Below are 20175 nucleotides of genomic sequence, written 5' to 3'. Positions count from 1 at the left end.
GGTAGAGATCTGGATTTCTATGCGCATTGCCTATTTCATCAATCAGTACCCGAAAGTCAGCCATAGCTTCATCCGCCGCGAGATCCTGGCGCTGGAGCGCCAGGGCGTGGTGATCCAGCGCATTGCCCTGCGCGGCTGGGACGGCGAGTTGCAGGACGCCGAGGACCTGGCCGAGCGCAACAAGACCCAGTACGTGCTGCAGGCAGGCCTCAAGGGCTTGCTCAAGCCGCTGTGGCAGGTGCTGCGCGCCGAACCTCGGCGCTTTGCCGCAGCCTTGCGGCTGAGCCTGCGCCTGGGCCTGCGGGGGGACCGGCCGCTGCCGTATCACCTGGTCTACCTGGCCGAGGCGTGCTGCGTGGTGCAGTGGCTGCAGGCCTTTGGCGCCGAGCATGTGCACGCGCACTTTGGCACCAACTCCGCCGAAGTGGTGATGCTGGCCAATGCCCTGGGCGGGCCACCCTACAGCTTCACCGTGCACGGGCCGGAAGAGTTCGACAAACCGCAGTTTCTGCACATGGGCGAGAAGGTCAGGCGCTCGGCCTTCGTCGCCGCGGTCAGCTCCTATGGGCGCAGCCAGTTGTATCGCTGGGTGGCGCATGAGCACTGGGCCAAGGTCAAGGTGGTGCATTGTGGCCTGGAGCCTGCTTTTCACCAGGTGGCGCCGGTGCCAGCGCCGGCGGCACCGCGCCTGGTATGCGTGGGCCGGCTGTGCGAACAGAAGGGCCAGCTGTTGCTGCTGCAGGCAGCGCAGCAATTGGCCGGGCAGGGCATCGACTTCGAACTGGTGCTGGCCGGCGACGGCGAAATGCGTGCGCAGATCGAAACCTTGATCGCCCGCTACGGGCTACAGGCCCAGGTGCGTATCACCGGCTGGATCAGCAGCGCCCAGGTGCGCGATGAAATCCTCGCTGCCCGCGCCCTGGTGCTGCCGAGCTTCGCCGAAGGCTTGCCGGTGGTGATCATGGAGGCCATGGCCTTGCGCCGGCCGGTGTTGACCACCTTTGTCGCCGGCATCCCCGAGCTGGTGCGCCCGGGCGAGAACGGCTGGCTGTTCCCGGCGGGCGCTGTGGACGAGCTGGCCGGCGCCATGGCCGATTGCCTGGCGCAACCGGCCGAGGTGTTGCAGCGCATGGGCGAGGCGGCGCGCCAGCGGGTGCTGGAGCGCCATGACATCGATCGCGAAGCGGCCAAGCTGGCCCATCACTTCAAGGCATTGGCATGATCACGCTTATCAGCTGGCTGTTGGGCGCGGTGGCGCTGTTGATCCTGTTGCCGGTGACGGTGCTGTTCGCCCAGGTGCTGCTGGCCTGCCTGCCGCCACGGGCGCAGGCGCAGGCCTCGGCGGCTGGGCCACGGCCTCGGGTGGCGGTGCTGGTGCCTGCGCACAACGAGGCATCGGGCATCGTGGCGACGGTGCAGGGCATCCACCGCCAGTTGCTGGAGGGTGACCGCCTGCTGGTGGTGGCCGACAACTGCGACGACCAGACTGCCGCCCTGGCCCGCGGTGCCGGCGCCGAGGTGGTCGAGCGCCAGCATGGGCAACTGCGCGGCAAAGGCTACGCCCTGGATTGCGGCGTGCGCCACCTGGCCGCAGCGCCGCCGGACGTGGTGGTGGTCATCGATGCCGACTGCCAGGTGAGCCCAGGCTCGATCGAGCACTTGGCGCAGCGCTGCATCGCAGCCGCAGGCCCGGTCCAGGGCCTGGACCTGATGTGCGCACCGCCGGGGGCCGGGTTGAAGATCCTCATTGCCGAGTTCGCCTGGCGCGTGAAGAACCTGGTGCGCCCGCTGGGCTGGGCGCGTGCGGGCTTGCCTTGCCAGTTGATGGGCACGGGTATGGCCATTGGCTGGCAGGACATCGCCGCTGCCAACCTGGCCACCGGGCACCTGGTCGAAGACCTGAAGCTGGGCCTGGACTTCTGCCGGGCCGGCAAACCGCCGCTGTTCTGCCCGCAGGCGCGCGTCACCAGCCTGTTCCCGACCAGCCAGGAAGGCCTCAGCGGCCAGCGCACCCGCTGGGAGCACGGGCACCTGGGCGTGCTGCTGGCCGATGGGCCGAAACTGGTTGCCAGCGCCCTGGCCAAGGGCAACTGGCCGTTGCTGGCCATGAGCCTGGACCTGATGGTGCCGCCGCTGGCGCTGCTGACCTTGGCCCTGGTGGGCCTGTTCGTGGTGTCCTGGCTGATGTTCCTGCTGTTTGGCGTACTGCTGCCGGCGGTGCTGGCGACGCTCGCCTTGCTGATGCTGGGCAGCGCGGTATTGCTGGCCTGGAGCCGTTTCTCGCGCGAGGTGATTCCGTTTTCGGTGCTGATCTACGCACCGCTCTACGCCTTGAAGAAGATCCCGCTGTACCTGGGCTTTCTGATCAAGCGCCAGGTCGAGTGGGTGCGTTCGAAACGGGATGACGGCTGATGAGCACTTCGAATTGGCAAGGCCGCTGGCAAGCGCTGACCGAGCGCATGCAGCGCGTGGCCGACCGGGCGGACCAACAGCGTGTGCTGCACGCCCTGGCCACGCCCGAGCGGGCGACGGTGCTGGGCTTCGTCAATGCCCATGCGCTGAACCTGGTGACCCGCGATGCTGGCTTCCACCAGGCGCTGATGGCCGCTGACGTGCTGCTGCGCGACGGCTCCGGGGTGGCCATCCTGTATCGCCGCCTGGGCCTTGAGCCTGGCTTGAACATGAACGGCACCGACTTCATCCCCCAGCTGTTGATGGCCTACCAGGGCCGCCGGGTGGCCTTGTGGGGCACTCGGGAGCCTGCGTTGAGCGCCGCGGCCGCGCGATGCCAGGCGGCGTTCGGCGTCACGCCGGTCTCCTTGCACGATGGTTTTGCCGACACCGATACCTACCTTGAGCTGGCGCGCAGCGTGCAGCCGGAGCTGATCATCCTGGGCATGGGCATGCCCAAGCAGGAAGCGCTCGCTGCCCGCCTGTCGGACACTGCCGGGCCGTGCCTGATCGTCTGCGGCGGGGCGATCCTGGATTTCCTGGGTGGCAAGGTCGAGCGCGCGCCGCATTGGCTGCGCCGGCTGGGCGGGGAGTGGATATTCCGACTAATGAAAGAGCCGAAACGGCTGTTCATGCGCTATGTTGTCGGTAACCCGATGTTTATTTGGCGCACATTGAAGTTTTCTGCGTGGCGCGGAAAATGCGTCAATGTTTCGTCGCCACAGCCGCGGCAGAAAGCGGATCCTAAATGATTTGTCACGGCATGATGGCCGGATACTGCTACAGTGATATCAAAGACACATTGCCTGAATAATCATGTACATATTAAGGAAGATGTAAAAGTTTAATGGATGAAATGTACTGATGGCGTGAAAAGTACCTGCTGCGCCTAATAAGATGAGGCCTGAGAATGGTTTTCGAACCCAGAAGCAGTCGTTCCTTGCTCCAGCGCAGAAGCAGCGTGAGCAACGCCATCCAGGCGGGCCTCGACGGCATCGCCGTGACCGGCGTGGCGTGGTACTTGATCTACGACCAGATCGGCTACATCACCTCCGACTACGTGATCATGCTGTTGCTGCTGATTGGCGCATTGGCGGTGATCTACGACCATTACGCCATCTACCGCACCAATGTCGGCTTGTCGATCAAGGCCTTCCGGCTGTTCAAGGCGTGGTCGGCGACCTTCTGCTTCCTGGTGGTGCTGGCGTTTCTGACCAAGCAGAGCGAGACCTACTCGCGCCTGCTGGTGGGGCAGTTGTTCGTGATCGGCTACGTGGTGCAGTTGTTTCTGCACTATGCGGTGCGCGAGGTGCAAAAGCGCTTTACCGCCCATGCGCGGCTGGACAACGCACTGATCATCGGCAACGGCGACCTGGCCAACTTTCTTTATCAGAAAATCAGCAACAACCCGTGGTTTGGCGAACGGGTAATGGGCTGCGTGTTGCTTGACGGTACTATCGAGCCGGTCAGGGAAAGTGCCGATGGCAAACAGCGCCTGCCGGTACTTGGGCATATCGACAAGTTGGATGAACTGGTCGCGCAACATGCAATTAGAACGGTGTATCTGGTGACCCCGCTGGGCGGTTCGGAAGTTATCAACGAAGTGTATTTGAAGTTGCTCGACAAGTGCATTGCGGTGAACTGGGTGCCCGACATCTTCTCCCTTCGCTTGATCAACCACAGCGTGCGGGAAATTGCCGGTATTCCCGTGCTGACCCTGTCGGAAACGCCGCTGACCGGCATGAGCCTGTTCCTCAAGAACCTCGAAGACCGGGTGCTGGCAGCGCTGATCCTGTTGTGTGCCTCACCGGTACTGCTGGCCGTGGCCCTGGCGATCAAACTGGACAGCCCGGGGCCGGTGTTCTTCCGCCAGGAACGCACGGGCTGGACCGGCGAATCGTTCCGTATCTGGAAGTTTCGCAGCATGCATGTTCACCAACCCGAGCAGGGGGTGGTGAAACAGGCGCAGAAGAATGACCCGCGGCTGACCCGAATTGGCGCTTTCATCCGCCGCACCAGCCTGGATGAACTGCCGCAACTGTTCAATGTGCTGACCGGCGAGATGTCCCTGGTCGGGCCACGCCCACATGCCTTGCAACATGACTCGTTGTATTCCCAGGACATCGTCGACTACTTCGCCCGCCACAACATCAAGCCGGGCATGACCGGCCTTGCCCAAGTGCGCGGGTTCCGTGGGGAAACCCGCGATATCGAGCAGATGATCCAGCGGGTCGACTCGGACATCGAGTACATCAACAACTGGTCGCTGTGGCTGGACTTCGTGATCCTGGTGCGCACGCTCAACGCGTTCACCGGCAAGCAGGCGTACTGACGGGCAGGCGCGGGTTTTCAGCTGAGGTGTCAGCTTAACGGGTGCAACGCCCGGAACCCGCGCGCTTCCTCCACCAGCCAGTCATGCACCGCCCGCGCCCCCGGCTGGTTCAGGCCGCCGGGCGGGTAATGCACCACATAGCGCTTGAAGTTGGCGATCGGCACGCCGAACGGCACGATCAACGCCCCGCGCTCCAGTTCGTCATTGAGCAGGGTGCGCCGGGCAATGGCCACGCCAATGCCGGCGATCGCCGCCTCGATGGTCAGGTGGTTGCGGTTGAAGGTGTGGCCGCGGCGCACATCCAGCCCGCCAGCGCCGATGCCCTCCAGGTAGAACTCCCATTCCGCGTATTCCGAGCTGCCACGCCAGGCGGTGATGTCGTGCAGCAGCGGGTAGTGCACCAGGTCTGCCGGGCCGTGCAGCGGCGGGCGGCCGCGCAGCAGGGCAGGCGAGCACACCGGGAAGATCTGCTCGTCCAGCAGCGGCGTCGAGAGCATGCCCGGGTAGCTGCCGTCGTTGAGGTCGATGGCCAGGTCGAAGTCGCCCGGGTGCAGGGCCTGGGCGCTGTCCTCGGCCACCAGGCGCAGTTCGATGTCCGGGTAGCGCTGCTGAAAGCGCGGCAGGCGCGGCGTCAGCCACTTGGCCAAGAACGAGGGGATCGAGCGCAGGCGCAAGGTGCCACGAATCTCCCCGGCATCCAGGCGCAGCAGTTCGGCCTCGATGCTGCCATAGGCTTCGGCCACGGTCTGCGCCAGGCGCTGCCCTTCGGCGCTCAGCTCCACCCCGCGCGCCCGGCGCAGGAACAGCCGATAGCCCAGGCGTTCTTCGAGCTGGCGCATCTGCTGGCTGACTGCGCCGGGGGTGATGTGCAGTTCTTCGGCGCAGCGGGTGAACGACAGGTGCCGCGCCGCGCAGCTGAAAACATGCAGCCAGACGAACATCTGGCCATTAAATTGCCGCCGCATCGTTTAGTACCGCTAAAGGCTTGCTTAGGAAGTTTCGTTGGTCATCCGTGGATGAGCCCGGCAGTATCGCGCAAATCTGCAACACCGTTCAATTTTCCCAACGAGCCGTGTCGCGGTGCACATGCACCGGCGCGGTCAGGCATTAGCATGGCTATCAGTGTTTTCGACCTTTTCAAGATTGGCATCGGCCCTTCCAGTTCCCACACCGTCGGCCCGATGCGCGCCGCCGCCACCTTTGCCCAGGCGCTGCGCGAGCAGGGCCTGCTGGCCCAGGTAACGCGCATCGAGGTGCGCCTGTATGGCTCGCTGTCGGCCACCGGCATCGGCCACGCCACCGACCGCGCCTGCCTGCTCGGGCTGATGGGCCAGTGGCCCGACCGCATCGACCCGGCGACCATCGACTCGCGCATCGGCCAGGTGCTGCAGGAGCAGTGCCTGATGCTCGACGCCAGCCAGCCGCTGGCGTTCGACTACGCCCGCGACATGCTGCTGCTGGACGAAAGCCTGCCTTATCACCCCAACGCCATGACCCTGGTCGCCGAAGGCGGGCAGGGCGTGCTGCTGCGCCAGACCTACTACTCGGTGGGCGGGGGCTTTATCGTCGAACAGCAGCAAATCGATGCGCCAGTGAGTGAGCAGGGCGCGGTCAGCCTGCCTTATGAATTCTCCAGCGCCGCCGAACTGCTGGCCTTGTGCAAGGCCCATGGCCTGAGCGTGAGCCAGTTGATGCTGGCCAACGAATGCGCCTGGCGCCCTGAAAGCGACGTGCGCGAAGGCTTGCTGCGCATCTGGGCGGCGATGCGCGAGTGCGTCGACAACGGCCTGCGCCACGATGGCGTGCTCCCGGGCGGGCTCAACGTCAAGCGCCGCGCCGCGCGCCTGCACCGCAGTCTGCAGGAAGTGGTGAAGCCAAACGTGATCGGCTCGACCTTCAGCGCCATGGAGTGGGTCAACCTGTTCGCCCTGGCCGTCAACGAAGAGAACGCCGCAGGCGGGCGCATGGTCACCGCGCCGACCAATGGCGCCGCCGGCATCATCCCGGCGGTGTTGCACTACTACATGAAGTTCAACCCCGGCGCCTGTGACGACGACGTGGTGGCCTTTTTGCTCGCGGCCGCCTCGGTGGGCATCCTGTGCAAGAAGAACGCCTCGATTTCCGGTGCCGAAGTGGGCTGCCAGGGCGAAGTCGGCTCGGCCTGCTCGATGGCTGCCGCGGGCCTGGCCGAAGTGCTGGGCGCCACGCCGCCGCAGTTGGAGAATGCCGCCGAAATTGCCCTGGAGCACAACCTGGGGCTGACCTGCGACCCGGTCGGTGGCTTGGTCCAGGTGCCGTGCATCGAGCGCAATGCGATTGCTGCGGTCAAGGCGATCAATGCGGTGCAGATGGCCCTGCGCGGCGATGGCGAGCATTTCATCTCGCTGGACCGGGTGATCCGCACCATGCGCGATACGGGGGCGGATATGCATGCCAACTACAAGGAGACCTCGCGGGGTGGGTTGGCTGTGGCGTTTGTCGAGTGCTGAGGTTAGGCACCTACAAAACTTGAAGTTGTTTCGAGAATAATTCTATTAATGCATGTGAATCAGGTATTTAGCGTTTAAATTTAAAGCTGATTATGCTTGAGTGTGAGGGTGGGTTTGAAATCGAGCGCCGCCCGCGCGCCGCATCGCGGATGAATCCGCTCCTACATTTGTTGCAACGTGCCACGGTCTGTCAGGCCATGGTTGTCCGCTTTTGGCGCCCGCCGAGAAACCGCGTCGTGCCACCAAGGCTGACAACCATGGCCTATCAGGCATAGATACGTTGCAACAAATGTAGGAGCGGATTCATCCGCGATGCGCCGCGCGGGCGGCGCGCGATCTCACCTACACCACCGCCCCCAACCCGAGCGCCCCAGAACAACCTTCACCCCAACGCCTCGCGCAACCGATACCACAACATCCCCAACGCCAGCAGCGGCGAGCGCAATGCCTTGCCGCCCGGGAAAGTCAGGTGCGGCACGGCGCTGAACACGTCCAGCCCCTGGCTGTGGCCCAGCGCGATGCCTTCTGCCAGCAACTTCGCCGTCCAGTGCGTCACGTTCAGCCCGTGCCCGGAATAGCCCTGGGCATAGTAGACGTTCGGGTGCTGGCTCAGCCTGCCCACCTGGGGGAAGCGGTTGGCGGTGATGCCGATCATGCCGCCCCACTGGTAGTCGATGCGCACCTCGGCCAGCTGCGGGAACACCTTCAGCACCTTGGGCCGCATGTACGCCGCGATGTCCTTGGGGTCGCGCCCTGAATAGTGGCAGGCACCACCGAACAGCAAGCGGCGGTCGGCGGTCAGGCGGTAGTAGTCCAGGCCGACCTTCTGGTCGCACAGGGCCATGTTCTGCGGGATCAGCGTGCTGGCCAGGGCCTCGGGCAGCGGCTCGGTGGCCACCACGTAGCTGCCGGCCGGCAGCACCTTGCCGCTCAGCCGCGGCTCCAGTTCATCCAGGTGGGCGTTGCAGCCCAGTACCAGGCTGCGCGCGCGCACTTTGCCGCGGGCGGTGTGCAGGGTCACCGTGGGGCCGTGCTCGATGCGCAGCACCGGGCTCTGCTCGAAGATGCGTACCCCCAGGCCATGGGCGGCACGTGCTTCGCCCTGGACCAGGTCGAGCGGGTGCAGGTGGCCCGAGCCCATGTCGATCAGGCCGCCGGCATACTGGTCGCTGGCGACCACCTCGTGCATGCGCGCCGCCGGCACCAGGTGCGTCTGGTGCTGGTAGCCGAGGGCGGCGAGGTCGTCCTGCTCCTCCTTGAAGGCGGCGAACTGGGCAGGCGTGTTGGCCAGTTCGCAAAAGCCCCAGCGCAGGTCGCAGTCGATGCCATAACGCGCGATGCGGCTGGCCACCAGGGCCACCGAATCGATGCCGGCGTGCTTGAGGTAGCGCACGCCGTCCTGGCCGACGTAGCGGGCAAAGCCGCTGACGTCATGGCCGATGCCGCGAATCAGCTGGCCGCCGTTGCGCCCGCTGGCGCCCCAGCCGATGCGCCGGCCTTCGAGCAGGATCACCGAGAGGCCCTGCTCAGCCAGCTCCAGGGCGGTGTTGACCCCCGTCAGGCCGCCGCCGACCACGCACACGTCGGCCGTCAGTTCGCCGTCGAGGCTGGGGTAGGGCGCCGTGTTGCGCGCCGTGGCGGCGTAGTACGACGCAGTGTGTTGGGTATCGAAAGGCATGGCGCGTTCTCGGCTCAGCGGTTGGACTTGATCTTGCTCCAGGAGCGGGTCATCACCCGCATGATCTGCGGGCTCGGCGTGCTGGAGATGTACAGCTTGTCGAGCACCGCCTGGGTCGGGTAGATCTCGGGGTTGTCGACCAGCGCCGGGTCCATGAAGGCTTTGGCGTCGGGGTTGGCGTTGGCATAGCCGACGGTGGCGCTGACCTTGGCGATCACCTCTGGCTGGAGCAGGTAGTTGATGAAGGCCAGGGCTTGCTCAGGGTTTTGCGCATCCTTGGGGATGGCCAGCAGGTCGAACCACAGGTTGCTGCCTTCCTTGGGGATGCTGTAGGCGATTTTCACGCCGTTCTTGGCTTCGATTGCCCGGTTGGCGGCCTGGAACACGTCGCCGGAGTAGCCGAAGGCCACGCAGATATCGCCGTTGGCCAGGTCGGACACGTACTTGGAGGAGTGGAAGTAGGTGATGTAGGGGCGCAGTTCGAGCAGGCGCGCCTCGGCCTTGGCGTAGTCGGCGGTCTTCTCGCTGCGCGGGTCCATGCCCAGATAGTTGAGCATCGCCGGGAACAGCTCGTCCGGCGAGTCCATGAAGGCCACGCCGCATTGCTTGAGCTTCTTCAGGTTCTCGGGTTCGAACAGCACCGCCCAGGAGTCGATATGGTCGATACCCAGCGCGGCCTTGACCTTGTCGACGTTGTAGCCGATGCCGTTGGTGCCCCACAGGTAAGGCACGGCGTACTGGTTGCCGGGGTCATTCTGCTCGAGCTGCTGCAGCAGTTTGGGGTCCAGGTGCTTCCAGTTCGGCAGCTTGCTGCGGTCCAGCGGCAGGAAGGCGCCGGCCTGGGCCTGGCGGGCGAGGAAGTGGTTGGAAGGCACCACCACGTCATAGCCGGTGCGGCCGGCGAGCAGTTTGCCTTCCAGGGTTTCGTTGGAGTCGAACACGTCATAGACCACCTTGATCCCGCTGCTGGCCTGGAAGTCGGCCAGCGTCGTGTCGCCGATGTAGTCGGTCCAGTTGTACACGCTGACGCTGGGCTGGGCCTGGGCGGCGGCCGCGCCGAAGAGCAGGGTGAATGCGGCGGGAATCAGGGTTTGCAGATGACGCATGTGTACACCTCGTTGGTCTTGTTCTTTGAATGCGGTGTGTGGGGGCTGCCTTGCAGCCCATCGCTGGCAAGCCAGCTCCCACAGGTACAGCGCAGGGCCCTGTGGGAGCCGGCTTGCCGGCGATGCGTTACACGCTGAGCAGCAGGAATTCACGCTCCCAGGAACTGATCACGCGCTTGAAGTTTTCATGCTCGGCGCGCTTGACCGCCACGTAGCCCTGGACGAACTGCTTGCCCAGGTACTGCTGCACGGTTTCGCAGTCTTCCATGTGCTGCAGGGCGTCCTCGATGGTGATCGGCAGGCGCAGGTTGCGCCGCTCGTAGGCGCGGCCCTGCACCGGTGCGCTCGGGTCGATCTTCTCGACCATGCCCAGGTAGCCGCACAACAGGCTCGCGGCGATCGCCAGGTAAGGGTTGGCGTCGGCGCCCGGCAGGCGGTTTTCCACGCGCATCGCATCGGGGCTGGAAGTCGGCACGCGCAGGCCGGCGGTGCGGTTTTCCTCGCCCCACTCGACGTTGACCGGGGCCGAGGTGTCCGGCAGGAAGCGGCGGAACGAGTTGACGTTCGGCGCGAACATCGGCAGCAGCTTGGGGATGTACTTCTGCAGGCCGCCGATATGGTGCAGGAACAGCTCGCTCATGCTGCCATCTTCATTGGCGAACACCGGCTTGCCGGTGGCGATGTCGACCACGCTCTGGTGCAGGTGCATCGCACTGCCCGGCTCGTCGGTGATCGGCTTGGCCATGAAGGTGGCGGCCACGTTGTGCTTGAGCGCCGCCTCGCGCATGGTGCGCTTGAACACGGTGATCTGGTCGGCCAGGTCCAGCGCGTCGCCGTGGCGGAAGTTGATCTCCATCTGCGCTGGGCCGTCTTCGTGGATCAGCGTGTCCAGGTCCAGGCCTTGCAGTTCGCACCAGTCGTAGACGTCCTCGAACAGCGGGTCGAATTCGTTGGCGGCATCGATGGAGAACGACTGGCGCCCGCTTTCGGCGCGGCCGGAGCGTCCCATGGGCACCTGCAGGGGCAGGTCCGGGTCTTCGCAGCGCTGGGTCAGGTAGAACTCCATCTCCGGCGCGACGATCGGCTGCCAGCCTTTGTCGGCGTAGAGCTTGAGTACTTTCTTCAAGACGTTGCGCGGCGACAGCTCGATCGGATTGCCCTGCTTGTCGAAGGTGTCGTGGATGACGATGGCGGTCGGCTCGATCGCCCACGGGATCTGGTACACCGCAGTCGGGTCGGGGCGGCAGACCATGTCGATGTCGGCAGCGTCGAGCAGGCTGTAGTAGATGTCATCGTCGACGTAGTCGCCGGTGACGGTCTGCAGCAGCACGCTTTCAGGCAGGCGCATGCCACGCTCGTGGAGGAATTTGGCGGTCGGTGCGATCTTGCCGCGGGCGATGCCGGTCAGGTCGCTGATCACGCATTCGACTTCGGTGATCCGGTGCTCTTTCAGCCAGGTGGACAGCTGATCGAAGGGGGCGTTCATACAGACCTCTTGGTTGGGTTTTTGTGGCACTTGCGTGAAGGAACCTTCCCACACGGCGTGCTGGCGACTATCTTGGTCGCAGCCCCCACGGGCCATCTATCCACTTTATTCGGCAATGAATGCACCAAAAGAGTGCAAATAGGACCAAGCGTGAACACGCCCAATGCCTTGCAAGTCCAAGCGTTCAACACCACCGATGTCACCGAGCTGGTGCGCGCCACCCCCGGCTGGCAGCAGCAGTACCGGCAGATGTCGCCGGGCCATTTCAGCGGCCAACTGCGCTGCCTGGGGCTCGATGGCGTGGAGGTGTACGAAGAGCGCCTGAACACCCGCGTCGAGCAGTTCTTCCGGGCGCCCAGCGGCGCCTTGGCGTTCTGCTTCGACCGCAGCGAAAACAGCCTGTACCTGCTCAACGAGCAGAGCCGCAATATCTGGATCACGCCGGAGAACTACCAGGAAGTGGCGGTGGTGTTCGACCAGGCCTTCCTGGCCCGCCATGGCCTCGACCCGCAGCGCCTCGAAGGCTTGTTCATGGTGCCGCTGGGCAGCGGCCAGAATGCGCTGTTCGGCAGCTGGCTCAGTGCCACCCTGACGCGCCTGGGCGAAGCCGATTGCCCGCTCGAAGGCCAGGCGCTGGCCGAGCAGCTGCTGGAAGACTGCCTGTTCATTCTCGACAATGCCTGCCAGCGCCTGCAGGGCGGCGCCCTGGGGCGGCGCGGGGTGGAGCGGGGGATCATGCAGCGGGTCAGCGAATGGGCGGCGGATTGCCCGGAAGAAACCCTCAACCTGGTGGAGCTGGCGGCAGTGGCCGGGGTTTCCCTGCGCCAGCTGCAGGAAGCCTTCAAGGCCTTTACCGGCATGCCGCCGGCGCAATGGCTGCGCTTGCGCCGCCTGAACGGTGCGCGGCGCGACCTGCTGCGCGGCGGCGAGATGACCGTGGCAGAGGTCGCCATGCGTTGGTCGTTCTGGCATTTGGGAAGGTTTTCAGAGAGTTACAGGCAGTTGTTCAAGGAGTTACCGAGCGAGACCCTCAAGCGCAGCCGGGCCTGAAACCTGCTATCGTGCCCGGCAGTTATTACCCGAGGTTTCGATGTTCTACCTGCCTTTGCCCAGCGACCAGGCCGACCGCCTCGCCAGCGAACCTACCGACTTCTTCCACACCGCCAGCCTCTTCGAGGCTGCTGCGGTGCTGTTCGTGCAGAACCTGCCACGCCAACCCGCCAGCCTTTCGGCCGACGTCCAGGAGCGGCGTTTTGCAGAAATCGTGCGGATCGCCAACGAAGTCGAGGCGGCAGCGCCCGGCCGCTTCCAGGGCCAGGTGGCGCAGCATTTCGACCGAGAGGCCTTTGCCATGGGCCTGGGGATGCTGGGCGAGAATGGCGTCGGGCTGGTGTCGCCAGAGGTCGACTGCCCGGCCGATGAGTGGCAGGACGGCGAAGGCCAGTGGAACTTCCAGTTCGCCGACAGCTACCGCCAGCGGGTGACGCCGCTGCACCCGGTGCATTTGCCAGGCCTGGGCAGTGACCTGCGCCTGAGCGACCAGCAGAACCGCCTGCTGCGCGAGTTCCTCTCCGGCGTGGACGAATCGGTGGCGGTGCAGGGCTTTGCCGGCACCGGCAAGACCTTCCTGATTCAGCAATTCACTCGCCTGCTCGACCCGCAGCGCACCTTGCTGCTGGCCCTGACCGAGGGCCAGTTGCGCGCGTTGCAGGCGCGGGTGAAGGATGCCGCAGCGTACACGGCGATGACCTTCGGCCAACTGGCCGACGAAATCCTCAACCGCGACCTGACCAGCAACGGCTGGCGCCTGCGCGATCCATACCGCACCAAGCTTTCCTGGCGCCCACAGGAAGCGCAGGTGGTGAAATGGCTGGCGATCCCCGACATCGGCCCGCTGGCGGCCCGCGATGTGGTGGCCCTGTGCATCAAGGCCGTGCGCAATTTCTGCCGCAGCGGCGACAGCCAGTTGCAGTTGCACCATCTGCCCTGGGCCGGCCCCGGCACCACGCCGCTGGACCAGCAAGTGCTGCTGGAAAAGGCCCGGCTGTACTGGCAGGAGCTGACCCGCCCCTCGGCGCGGGAAATCCAGCTGCCGGTGCGCGATTACCACCGGGTCAAGCTGCTGTCGCTGACCGCCGAGGTGATCGACAGCCGCTACAGCCACGTCATCGTCGACGAAGCCCACGAGCTGTCCGCACCGATGCTTGCCGTGCTCGATCGCAGCCCGCAATCGATCATCGCCCTGGGTGACGAGCTGCAGAACCTCAATGGCCTGAGCCCACACCATGGCGGCTTCATTCGCCAACGCTACATCGACCATTCGCTGCGCGCCGGGCCGGCCATGGACGGTGTGCTCAACCCGCTGATCCAGGCACACCCGGCGGCCATCCAGGCGGCCTTCAGCGGCAGCGCCGAGCACTACACCCGGGTCAGCTTCTTCGATGCGGTGGCCGTGCCCGAGCAGCCCACGGCGTTGATCGTCGACGACGAGTGGGGGCTGTTCGGCTGGTTCCAGCGCCTGACGCACCAGGGTGTGCCGTTCGTGCTGCTGCAGAGTGCGCGCAAGGATTTCGAGCTGTTCGTCGAGGATTGCATCGAGCTGTACCGCTACGGCACCCGGCCGCGCCACCCGATGCTGTTCCGCTACCCCAGCTGGCAGGCGCTGGAGCAGGACAAGGGCGATGACAAGGCATTTGTCGCGGTGGCCAACATGCTGCGCAAGGGCTACACGCCCGAGCACTTTGCCAAGGCCAAGAGCCGCTACCGCTGGGACAAGGCGCCGAAGCTGTTCCTGGGCCGCGTGCGCGATGTGAAGAACATGGAATTTGCCCGGGTGATGGTGTCGCCGGAGTTGATGGTTGCGCCGGCCACGGCGGGCAATCGCAATGAACGGGCGCGGCTGCTGGCGGGGTTGTATACCGCGTGTTCGCGGGCGCGGCATGAACTGATCGTGCCGGGGGGGATGCTGGACTGGGTCAAGGACCAGGTTCGTGATTGAGATCTTTGGGGGCCGCTTCGCGGCCCTTTCGCGACACAAGGCCGCTCCTACAGGTATTACGCGATCCTCTGTAGGAGCGGCCTTGTGTCGCGAAAGGGCTGCCTAGCAGCCCCAAAGTACAACTCAGTTACGATCCAGCCACACGGTCTGGGCATTGGTGAACTCACGCACACCAAAGTGCGACAGCTCGCGCCCAAAACCACTCTTCTTCACCCCGCCAAACGCCACGCGGGGGTCGGACGCGCAGTAGCCGTTGATGAACACGCCACCGGTATCCAGCGCTGCCGTCATGCGCTCGGCCAGGGCATAGTCGGCGGTGTAGATGGTCGAGGCCAGGCCGAACTCGCTGTCGTTGGCCAGCTCCACGGCGTGGTCGGCATCACGGGCGGTGATGATCGCCGCCACCGGGCCGAACAGCTCCTGCTTGAACGCGGTCATCTGCGGGGTCACGTTGGCGAACACGGTCGGTGCGTAGAAGTTGCCCACGCCCTCGAGCTTGTTGCCGCCCAGCAGCAGGGTAGCGCCTTCGGCAAGGGTCGCCTGGACCTGGCCGTCGAGCTCGTCACGCAGGTCGTAGCGGGCCATCGGGCCGATGTAGGTGTCGTCTTCCAGCGGGTTGCCGACTTTCAGCTGGCGGGTGGCTTCGACGAACTTGTGCGTGAACGCCTCGACGATGCTTTCTTCGACGATCAGGCGCTTGGCGGCGGCGCAGACCTGGCCGGTGTTCTGGTAACGGCCGATCACGGCGGCCTTGACCGCAGCGTCCAGGTCGGCGTCAGCCAGCACGATGAACGGGTCGGAGCCGCCCAGCTCGAGCACGCACTTTTTCAACGCGGCGCCAGCCTGGGCACCGATGGCCATGCCGGCGCGCACGCTGCCGGTCAGGGTCACGGCGGCGATGCGCGGGTCGTTGATGGCGCGGGTGACGCCTTCGGGGGTCACGTTGAGCACTTCGAACACGCCTTGCGGCACGCCGGCATCCTTGAACAGCTCACCCAAAAGGTAAGCACTGCCCATCACGTTCGGGGCGTGCTTGAGCACGTAGGTGTTGCCGGCCAGAATCGCCGGTACCGCGCCACGCAGCACCTGCCAGACCGGGAAGTTCCACGGCATCACGGCCAGGATCGGGCCCAGCGGGCGGTATTCGATGCGGGCCTTTTCCACCTGGGTCGGTTCGGCGGCGAGCATCGCCGGGCCGTGCTCGGCGTACCAGCGGCACAGGCCCACGCACTTGCTCACTTCACCGCGCGCCTGGCTGACCGGCTTGCCGATTTCGTGGCTGATCATCTGCGCGAAGGCCTCGGCCTTGGCTTCCAGGGTGCTGGCCAGGGCGAGCAGGTATTCGCTGCGCTGACCCAGCGACACCTGGCGCCACTGGCGGTAGCCGAGCTTGGCACGTTGCAATGCCGCTTCCAGTGCGGCATCGGTGTCGAAGGGGTAGCTGCCGATCTGTTCGCCGGTGAAGGGGTCGACGGAGATGGCGTGGGTCAGGCTGCTGATGGCGCTCATGGCGGGGCACTCGTTGTTGTTGATCAGTGGGGCCAGACTAGTGGGCTATGGCTTTAATGAAAACTGAATAATAATGAGCGAAACATTCACGTTTGGAGAATGACTGTGGACCTGGTGCAACTCGAGATCTTCAAGGCCGTGGCCGAGCAGGGCAGCATCAGCGCCGCCGCCCAGCACATCCATCGGGTGCCGTCGAACCTGACCACGCGCATCAAGCAGCTGGAAGAAGACCTCGGCGTCGAGCTGTTCATCCGCGAAAAAAGCCGCCTGCGCCTGTCGCCGGCGGGCTGGAATTTCCTCGAATACACCCGGCGCATTCTCGACCTGGTACACGAGGCGCGGCTGACCGTGGCCGGAGAAGACCCGCAGGGCACCTTCGCCCTGGGCTCGCTGGAGAGCACCGCGGCGGTGCGCATCCCGGCCTTGCTGGCGGCCTACAACCAGCGTTACCCCAAGGTCGACCTCGACCTCTCCACCGGGCCGTCGGGGACCATGCTCGAAGGCGTGCTGTCCGGGCGCCTGGTGGCGGCGTTCGTCGATGGCCCGGTGCTGCACCCCACCCTCGAAGGCATGCCGGTGTTCGAAGAGGAGATGGTCATCATCTCGCCTCTCAACCACGCCCCGGTGCGCCGCGCCCAGGACGTCAATGGCGCGAGCATCTACGCCTTTCGCGCCAACTGCTCTTACCGCCACCACTTCGAGAGCTGGTTCGTCCAGGACCAGGCCGTGCCGGGCAAGATCCATGAAATGGAGTCGTACCACGGCATGCTCGCCTGCGTCAGCGCAGGCGCGGGCCTGGCCATGCTGCCGCGCAGCATGCTCGACAACATGCCCGGCTGCAGCACGGTCAGCGCCTGGCCGATGTCGGAAGATTTCCGCTACCTCAAGACCTGGCTGGTGTGGCGCCGAGGTACCGTGTCGCGCAGCCTGAGCATGTTCGTGAAATTGCTCGAGGAGCGCCGCGCGGCGTGAACCTGGCCACAGGCCAGGCATCCAATATCAGGTAAGCCATCTCCACAAGGAGGAGCTGACCATGCGTAACCATCCCCATGCCCTGGGCGCTGCACTGCTGCTGGCTTTGGCAATGCCCTGGACCCTCGCCGCCGCCGCGGACCTCAATGCCCCCATCAACATGCAAGCCGTGCAACTGCAGCCGCAGGAGCAGAACGGCATTCGCTACCTGGAAGGCGGTATTGGCCAGGATGAAGCCAACGCCCTGCGCAAGACGCCGGGCTATGACCTGCACGTGGAACTGTCGACCGGGCCCAGCGGTCAGTTCGAAAGTGGCGCTGCAGTGGATATCCAGAACGCCCAAGGCAAGTCGCTGCTGAGCGTGCAGGACGCCGGCCCCTTGCTCTACGTACAGTTGCCGCCGGGCCAGTACAAAGTGGTCGGGCAGGCGGGCGGCACCACGGTGCAGCAGCATGTGACCGTGAGCGGCAAGGCGCCGGCCACGGTAAGCCTGAACTGGCGTTAATGGAGGAAAGTTGCCGTGGAGTACATCTGTACTCCACGGCTGCAAACGGACGCTTGAATACGCTCAAGACAAGGCGCTGCAAGAGAAATTAGCCATTAGTGGCAATTCACTTTCAACTTTCTGATTATCTGGACAATAATCAGAAAAGTATTACCTCTTGTGACCGATTGGATGCATCGGTCACAAAAAAGTCGAGGGGCCCAAGCCCCCACAAGCCCGTGTTGACCATCAGGAGAAGTCATCGATGAAAACCCGTCTAGCCGCTTCGCTGGCTGTAGCCGTATTGGCCCTCGCCGGGGCCAACCTGGCCCAGGCTGCGCAGATCTCCGGAGCCGTAGGCGCCACCAGCCAGGGCGACATGACCTACCGTATCGGCATGTCGTTCGATTGGGACAAGAAATGGATGCAAAGCAGCACCGGTTTCGTCTCCGGCTACTGGGATGCGGCCTACACCTATTGGGAAGGCGGCGACGCCAGCGGCGCCCACTCGCTGTCGTTCAGCCCGGTATTCACCTACGAGTTCAGCGGCTTCACCTACACCCCCTACATCGAAGCGGGCATTGGCCTGGCGGCCTTCTCCAAGACCGACGTGGGCGACCAGCGCCTGGGTTCGTCGGTCAACTTCGAAGACCGTATCGGTTTCGGCCTGAAGCTGCCGGGCGAGCAGAAGGTCGGCATCCGTGCCATGCATTACTCCAACGCCGGCATCAAGCAGCCGAACGACGGCATCGAGTCGTACTCGCTGTTCTACAGCAAGGGCTTCTGACCCGCACGGGGCCGCCTCGCGGCCCCAGCCTTGCGCGGCTCAGCGCGTCGCTTTCAACGCCAGCACATTGCACAACGGATGTTCCAGCACGTGGGCGGTGGTGCCCCCGAGGAACGTCTGCATGGCGTCGTGCCGGTGGCTGCCCATCACGATCACATCCATGCGGCTGTGGCTGACGAACTGGGCGATCGCCCGTATCGCCGTACCCTCCAGAAAATGCCGACGCTCCAGCGGGACCTGGTGATGGTCGCCCAGGCGGTTGAACGCCGCGCGCTGGGCCGTGCGCACGCTGCCCTCGAAGCCCGGCATAGTGACCGTGCCGGCGCCAAAGTCGGCAATGTGGGTCTTGGCCGCATCGCACACGTGCAGCAGGTGCAGTTCGCCATTGCACTGCAAGGCCAGGGCATGGGCGCAGTGGATCACCTGTTCGTCCAGGTGCTCGCCGCTGCCATGGCTATTGAGGTCGACCGCCGCGGCGATCTGCCGGGGGAGGGGTAGGCGGATGTCGCTGACCAGGTGCACGGCCACCGGGCTGTCCTTGAGCAGCTGCCAGTCCAGTGGCGTCACCAATAGGCGCTTGAGCACCGGCTCGTGCTGCACATCCTTGACCAGCAGATCGCAGCCCAGCTGTTCCATGCGTTCGAGCGCGCTGCCCAGCGGGTCGCGGGTGAGCAGCAATTCGGTGGACACATCGAGCCCGGCATTGCCCAGTTGCTCGGCCTGGTCGGCCAGCCATTGGCGGTTGTCGGCCAGCAGCCGCTCGCGCTCACGGCCGTCGCTCATCAGGCCAAAGGTGTCGACATCGTCGACGAACACGTTGATATCCAGCAGTGCGCCGTTGGATTCGGCCAACGCCGCGGCGCGTTGCAGCGCCGGCGTGTGGCGCATCTGCGGGCCGAGCATGACCAACAAACGCTTGAACTGGCTCATCGCACACCTCCTCGTGTGGGCAGCCCCCCGGTTCATGCCATGTCATCTGGTCTGTACAGTCTAGCCCCGCTTGCGCCCGGCAAAACCTTTCGCGCTTTTTTCCCCGGGCGCTGGTATGATCGCGCCACTCTTTGGGAGTAGCCTGCCTTCGCGCCCTGCGAAAGCGCTCTGGTCAACATATTTGGCAACCTGCCATGGCCAGCGCATCCACCCGGATTGGCGAGACCAACGACCTTCCTGCAGCCAAGCCGGGCCTGCAGGTCGTCTGTCGTTGACTCGTTGCCTGGCTGGAGTCTGATCGTTGAATCCCATTTCCCTCATCTTCCTTGCCTTCGCCATGTCCACGGATGCCTTCGCGGCCGCCATCGGCAAGGGTTCCAGCCTGCACAAGCCACGCTTGGCCGAAGCCCTGCGCACCGGCCTGATCTTTGGCGTGATCGAGGCCATCACCCCGGTCATCGGCTGGCTGCTGGGCCAGGCGGCCAGCCAGTATGTCGAACAGTGGGACCACTGGATCGCCTTTACCCTGTTGCTGCTGCTGGGCGCGCACATGGTGCATGCCGGCCTCAAGCCCGATGACGAAGAAGAAGAGAAACAGAGCCAGCACTCGTTCTGGATCCTGGCGGTAACGGCTGTTGCCACCAGCATCGATGCCTTGGCCGTGGGTGTGGGCCTTGCCTTCGTCGACGTGAATATCTGGGTGGCGGCCGCCGCGATCGGCCTGGCGACCATGACCATGGTGACCATTGGCACCATGCTTGGGCGAGCGCTGGGGTCCGTGGTGGGCAAGCGCGCCGAGATCGTCGGTGGCATCGTGCTGATGCTGGTCGGTGCGACCATCCTCTACGAGCACCTGACAGCGGTGTAATAAGCAGGCATTGTCGGTGCAACTTCGCAGTGTGGATAGCCTCCGGTCTACCCACACTGCAATCGGGAAAGCGTAAAGCTCTGGG

The 20175-nt window shown here is 64.7% G+C and carries 17 protein-coding genes; 11 read left to right on the top strand and 6 right to left on the bottom strand.

The annotated features are described in order from the left end of the window. The first annotated feature begins 19 nt into the window (after positions 1-19). The 4 genes from ACIPG5_RS18730 to ACIPG5_RS18715 all read left to right on the top strand — a co-directional run bounded on the left by ACIPG5_RS18730 (position 20) and on the right by ACIPG5_RS18715 (position 4783). The gene (locus ACIPG5_RS18730; protein WP_401377016.1) at positions 20-1222 is read left to right on the top strand and encodes a glycosyltransferase family 4 protein; all 1203 of its coding nucleotides are present in this window, start codon (positions 20-22) and stop codon (positions 1220-1222) included. Then, positions 1219-2412: a glycosyltransferase family 2 protein gene (locus ACIPG5_RS18725; protein WP_401377013.1), complete on the top strand. Its 1194-nt coding sequence runs from the start codon at positions 1219-1221 to the stop codon at positions 2410-2412. Before ACIPG5_RS18730 ends, ACIPG5_RS18725 begins: the two co-directional genes overlap by 4 nt. After that, positions 2412-3203 (top strand): WecB/TagA/CpsF family glycosyltransferase, encoded by a 792-nt coding sequence (locus ACIPG5_RS18720; protein WP_236236290.1) that lies wholly within the window; start codon positions 2412-2414, stop codon positions 3201-3203. The genes ACIPG5_RS18725 and ACIPG5_RS18720 overlap by 1 nt, the downstream gene beginning before the upstream one ends. A 158-nt stretch (positions 3204-3361) precedes the next feature. Beyond that, entirely contained in the window at positions 3362-4783 is a 1422-nt protein-coding gene (locus ACIPG5_RS18715) for an undecaprenyl-phosphate glucose phosphotransferase (protein ID WP_314616581.1), read from the top strand. A gap of 29 nt (positions 4784-4812) precedes the next feature. Here ACIPG5_RS18715 and ACIPG5_RS18710 read toward each other — a convergent pair whose 3' ends face one another. Then, positions 4813-5748, bottom strand: coding sequence for a LysR substrate-binding domain-containing protein (locus ACIPG5_RS18710; RefSeq protein WP_176510845.1), 936 nt, complete (start codon positions 5746-5748; stop codon positions 4813-4815). A 147-nt stretch (positions 5749-5895) separates the two neighbouring features. Here ACIPG5_RS18710 and ACIPG5_RS18705 point away from each other — a divergent pair, with 147 nt between their 5' ends. Further along, a complete protein-coding gene (locus ACIPG5_RS18705) occupies positions 5896-7272 on the top strand; it encodes an L-serine ammonia-lyase (RefSeq protein WP_401377007.1) in 1377 nt (458 codons plus the stop codon). Positions 7273-7654: 382 nt separating this feature from the next. Here ACIPG5_RS18705 and ACIPG5_RS18700 read toward each other — a convergent pair whose 3' ends face one another. The 3 genes from ACIPG5_RS18700 to ACIPG5_RS18690 all read right to left on the bottom strand — a co-directional run bounded on the left by ACIPG5_RS18700 (position 7655) and on the right by ACIPG5_RS18690 (position 11542). Next, complete coding sequence (locus ACIPG5_RS18700; protein ID WP_401377004.1) at positions 7655-8950, bottom strand: NAD(P)/FAD-dependent oxidoreductase; 1296 nt, start codon at positions 8948-8950, stop codon at positions 7655-7657. A gap of 14 nt (positions 8951-8964) precedes the next feature. Continuing rightward, on the bottom strand, positions 8965-10056 hold the full coding sequence (locus ACIPG5_RS18695; protein WP_176510842.1) for a polyamine ABC transporter substrate-binding protein: 1092 nt from the start codon (positions 10054-10056) through the stop codon (positions 8965-8967). 127 nt (positions 10057-10183) lie between these two features. Then, positions 10184-11542, bottom strand: coding sequence for a glutamine synthetase family protein (locus ACIPG5_RS18690; protein ID WP_176510841.1), 1359 nt, complete (start codon positions 11540-11542; stop codon positions 10184-10186). A 150-nt stretch (positions 11543-11692) separates the two neighbouring features. Between ACIPG5_RS18690 and ACIPG5_RS18685 the strand changes: the two genes are divergently transcribed. Together ACIPG5_RS18685 and ACIPG5_RS18680 are read left to right on the top strand one after the other, a co-directional pair. Next, positions 11693-12592 (top strand): helix-turn-helix domain-containing protein, encoded by a 900-nt coding sequence (locus tag ACIPG5_RS18685; RefSeq protein WP_176510840.1) that lies wholly within the window; start codon positions 11693-11695, stop codon positions 12590-12592. A gap of 40 nt (positions 12593-12632) precedes the next feature. Continuing rightward, entirely contained in the window at positions 12633-14540 is a 1908-nt protein-coding gene (locus ACIPG5_RS18680) for an AAA family ATPase (protein ID WP_401377000.1), read from the top strand. Positions 14541-14663: 123 nt separating this feature from the next. On the opposite strand, the gene ACIPG5_RS18675 is transcribed toward ACIPG5_RS18680, so the two are convergent. Next, positions 14664-16049 (bottom strand): aldehyde dehydrogenase family protein, encoded by a 1386-nt coding sequence (locus ACIPG5_RS18675; RefSeq protein ID WP_401376997.1) that lies wholly within the window; start codon positions 16047-16049, stop codon positions 14664-14666. A 105-nt stretch (positions 16050-16154) separates the two neighbouring features. Here ACIPG5_RS18675 and ACIPG5_RS18670 point away from each other — a divergent pair, with 105 nt between their 5' ends. The 3 genes from ACIPG5_RS18670 to ACIPG5_RS18660 all read left to right on the top strand — a co-directional run bounded on the left by ACIPG5_RS18670 (position 16155) and on the right by ACIPG5_RS18660 (position 18292). Continuing rightward, entirely contained in the window at positions 16155-17021 is an 867-nt protein-coding gene (locus tag ACIPG5_RS18670; RefSeq protein WP_401377162.1) for a LysR family transcriptional regulator, read from the top strand. A gap of 61 nt (positions 17022-17082) precedes the next feature. Continuing rightward, positions 17083-17526, top strand: coding sequence for a carboxypeptidase regulatory-like domain-containing protein (locus ACIPG5_RS18665; protein ID WP_401376994.1), 444 nt, complete (start codon positions 17083-17085; stop codon positions 17524-17526). A 244-nt stretch (positions 17527-17770) separates the two neighbouring features. After that, positions 17771-18292, top strand: a complete 522-nt coding sequence (locus tag ACIPG5_RS18660; RefSeq protein ID WP_176510836.1) for an acyloxyacyl hydrolase — start codon at positions 17771-17773, stop codon at positions 18290-18292. A 39-nt stretch (positions 18293-18331) separates the two neighbouring features. Here ACIPG5_RS18660 and ACIPG5_RS18655 read toward each other — a convergent pair whose 3' ends face one another. Beyond that, a complete protein-coding gene (locus tag ACIPG5_RS18655; RefSeq protein ID WP_176510835.1) occupies positions 18332-19222 on the bottom strand; it encodes a universal stress protein in 891 nt (296 codons plus the stop codon). Between the two features lie 301 nt (positions 19223-19523). Between ACIPG5_RS18655 and mntP the strand changes: the two genes are divergently transcribed. Then, positions 19524-20090 (top strand): manganese efflux pump MntP, encoded by a 567-nt coding sequence (gene mntP / locus ACIPG5_RS18650; RefSeq protein WP_176510834.1) that lies wholly within the window; start codon positions 19524-19526, stop codon positions 20088-20090. The last annotated feature ends 85 nt before the right edge of the window (positions 20091-20175 follow it).

Source organism: Pseudomonas sp. NPDC087029, from assembly GCF_044745345.1.
Lineage (GTDB): Bacteria > Pseudomonadota > Gammaproteobacteria > Pseudomonadales > Pseudomonadaceae > Aquipseudomonas > Aquipseudomonas faucium.
The sequence above is the reverse complement of the archived record's forward strand: the minus strand, read 5'-3'. Positions and strand labels throughout refer to the sequence as shown.

Coding starts and splice junctions, on each gene's coding strand:
- ACIPG5_RS18655 (WP_176510835.1), bottom strand. CDS start 19,222: ATGAGCCAGTTCAAGCGTTTGTTGGTCATGCTCGGCCCGCAGATGCGC.
- ACIPG5_RS18675 (WP_401376997.1), bottom strand. CDS start 16,049: ATGAGCGCCATCAGCAGCCTGACCCACGCCATCTCCGTCGACCCCTTC.
- ACIPG5_RS18730 (WP_401377016.1), top strand. CDS start 20: ATGCGCATTGCCTATTTCATCAATCAGTACCCGAAAGTCAGCCATAGC.
- ACIPG5_RS18705 (WP_401377007.1), top strand. CDS start 5,896: ATGGCTATCAGTGTTTTCGACCTTTTCAAGATTGGCATCGGCCCTTCC.
- ACIPG5_RS18690 (WP_176510841.1), bottom strand. CDS start 11,542: ATGAACGCCCCCTTCGATCAGCTGTCCACCTGGCTGAAAGAGCACCGG.
- ACIPG5_RS18725 (WP_401377013.1), top strand. CDS start 1,219: ATGATCACGCTTATCAGCTGGCTGTTGGGCGCGGTGGCGCTGTTGATC.
- ACIPG5_RS18700 (WP_401377004.1), bottom strand. CDS start 8,950: ATGCCTTTCGATACCCAACACACTGCGTCGTACTACGCCGCCACGGCG.
- ACIPG5_RS18695 (WP_176510842.1), bottom strand. CDS start 10,056: ATGCGTCATCTGCAAACCCTGATTCCCGCCGCATTCACCCTGCTCTTC.
- ACIPG5_RS18710 (WP_176510845.1), bottom strand. CDS start 5,748: ATGCGGCGGCAATTTAATGGCCAGATGTTCGTCTGGCTGCATGTTTTC.
- ACIPG5_RS18665 (WP_401376994.1), top strand. CDS start 17,083: ATGCGTAACCATCCCCATGCCCTGGGCGCTGCACTGCTGCTGGCTTTG.
- ACIPG5_RS18715 (WP_314616581.1), top strand. CDS start 3,362: ATGGTTTTCGAACCCAGAAGCAGTCGTTCCTTGCTCCAGCGCAGAAGC.
- ACIPG5_RS18720 (WP_236236290.1), top strand. CDS start 2,412: ATGAGCACTTCGAATTGGCAAGGCCGCTGGCAAGCGCTGACCGAGCGC.
- ACIPG5_RS18660 (WP_176510836.1), top strand. CDS start 17,771: ATGAAAACCCGTCTAGCCGCTTCGCTGGCTGTAGCCGTATTGGCCCTC.
- ACIPG5_RS18680 (WP_401377000.1), top strand. CDS start 12,633: ATGTTCTACCTGCCTTTGCCCAGCGACCAGGCCGACCGCCTCGCCAGC.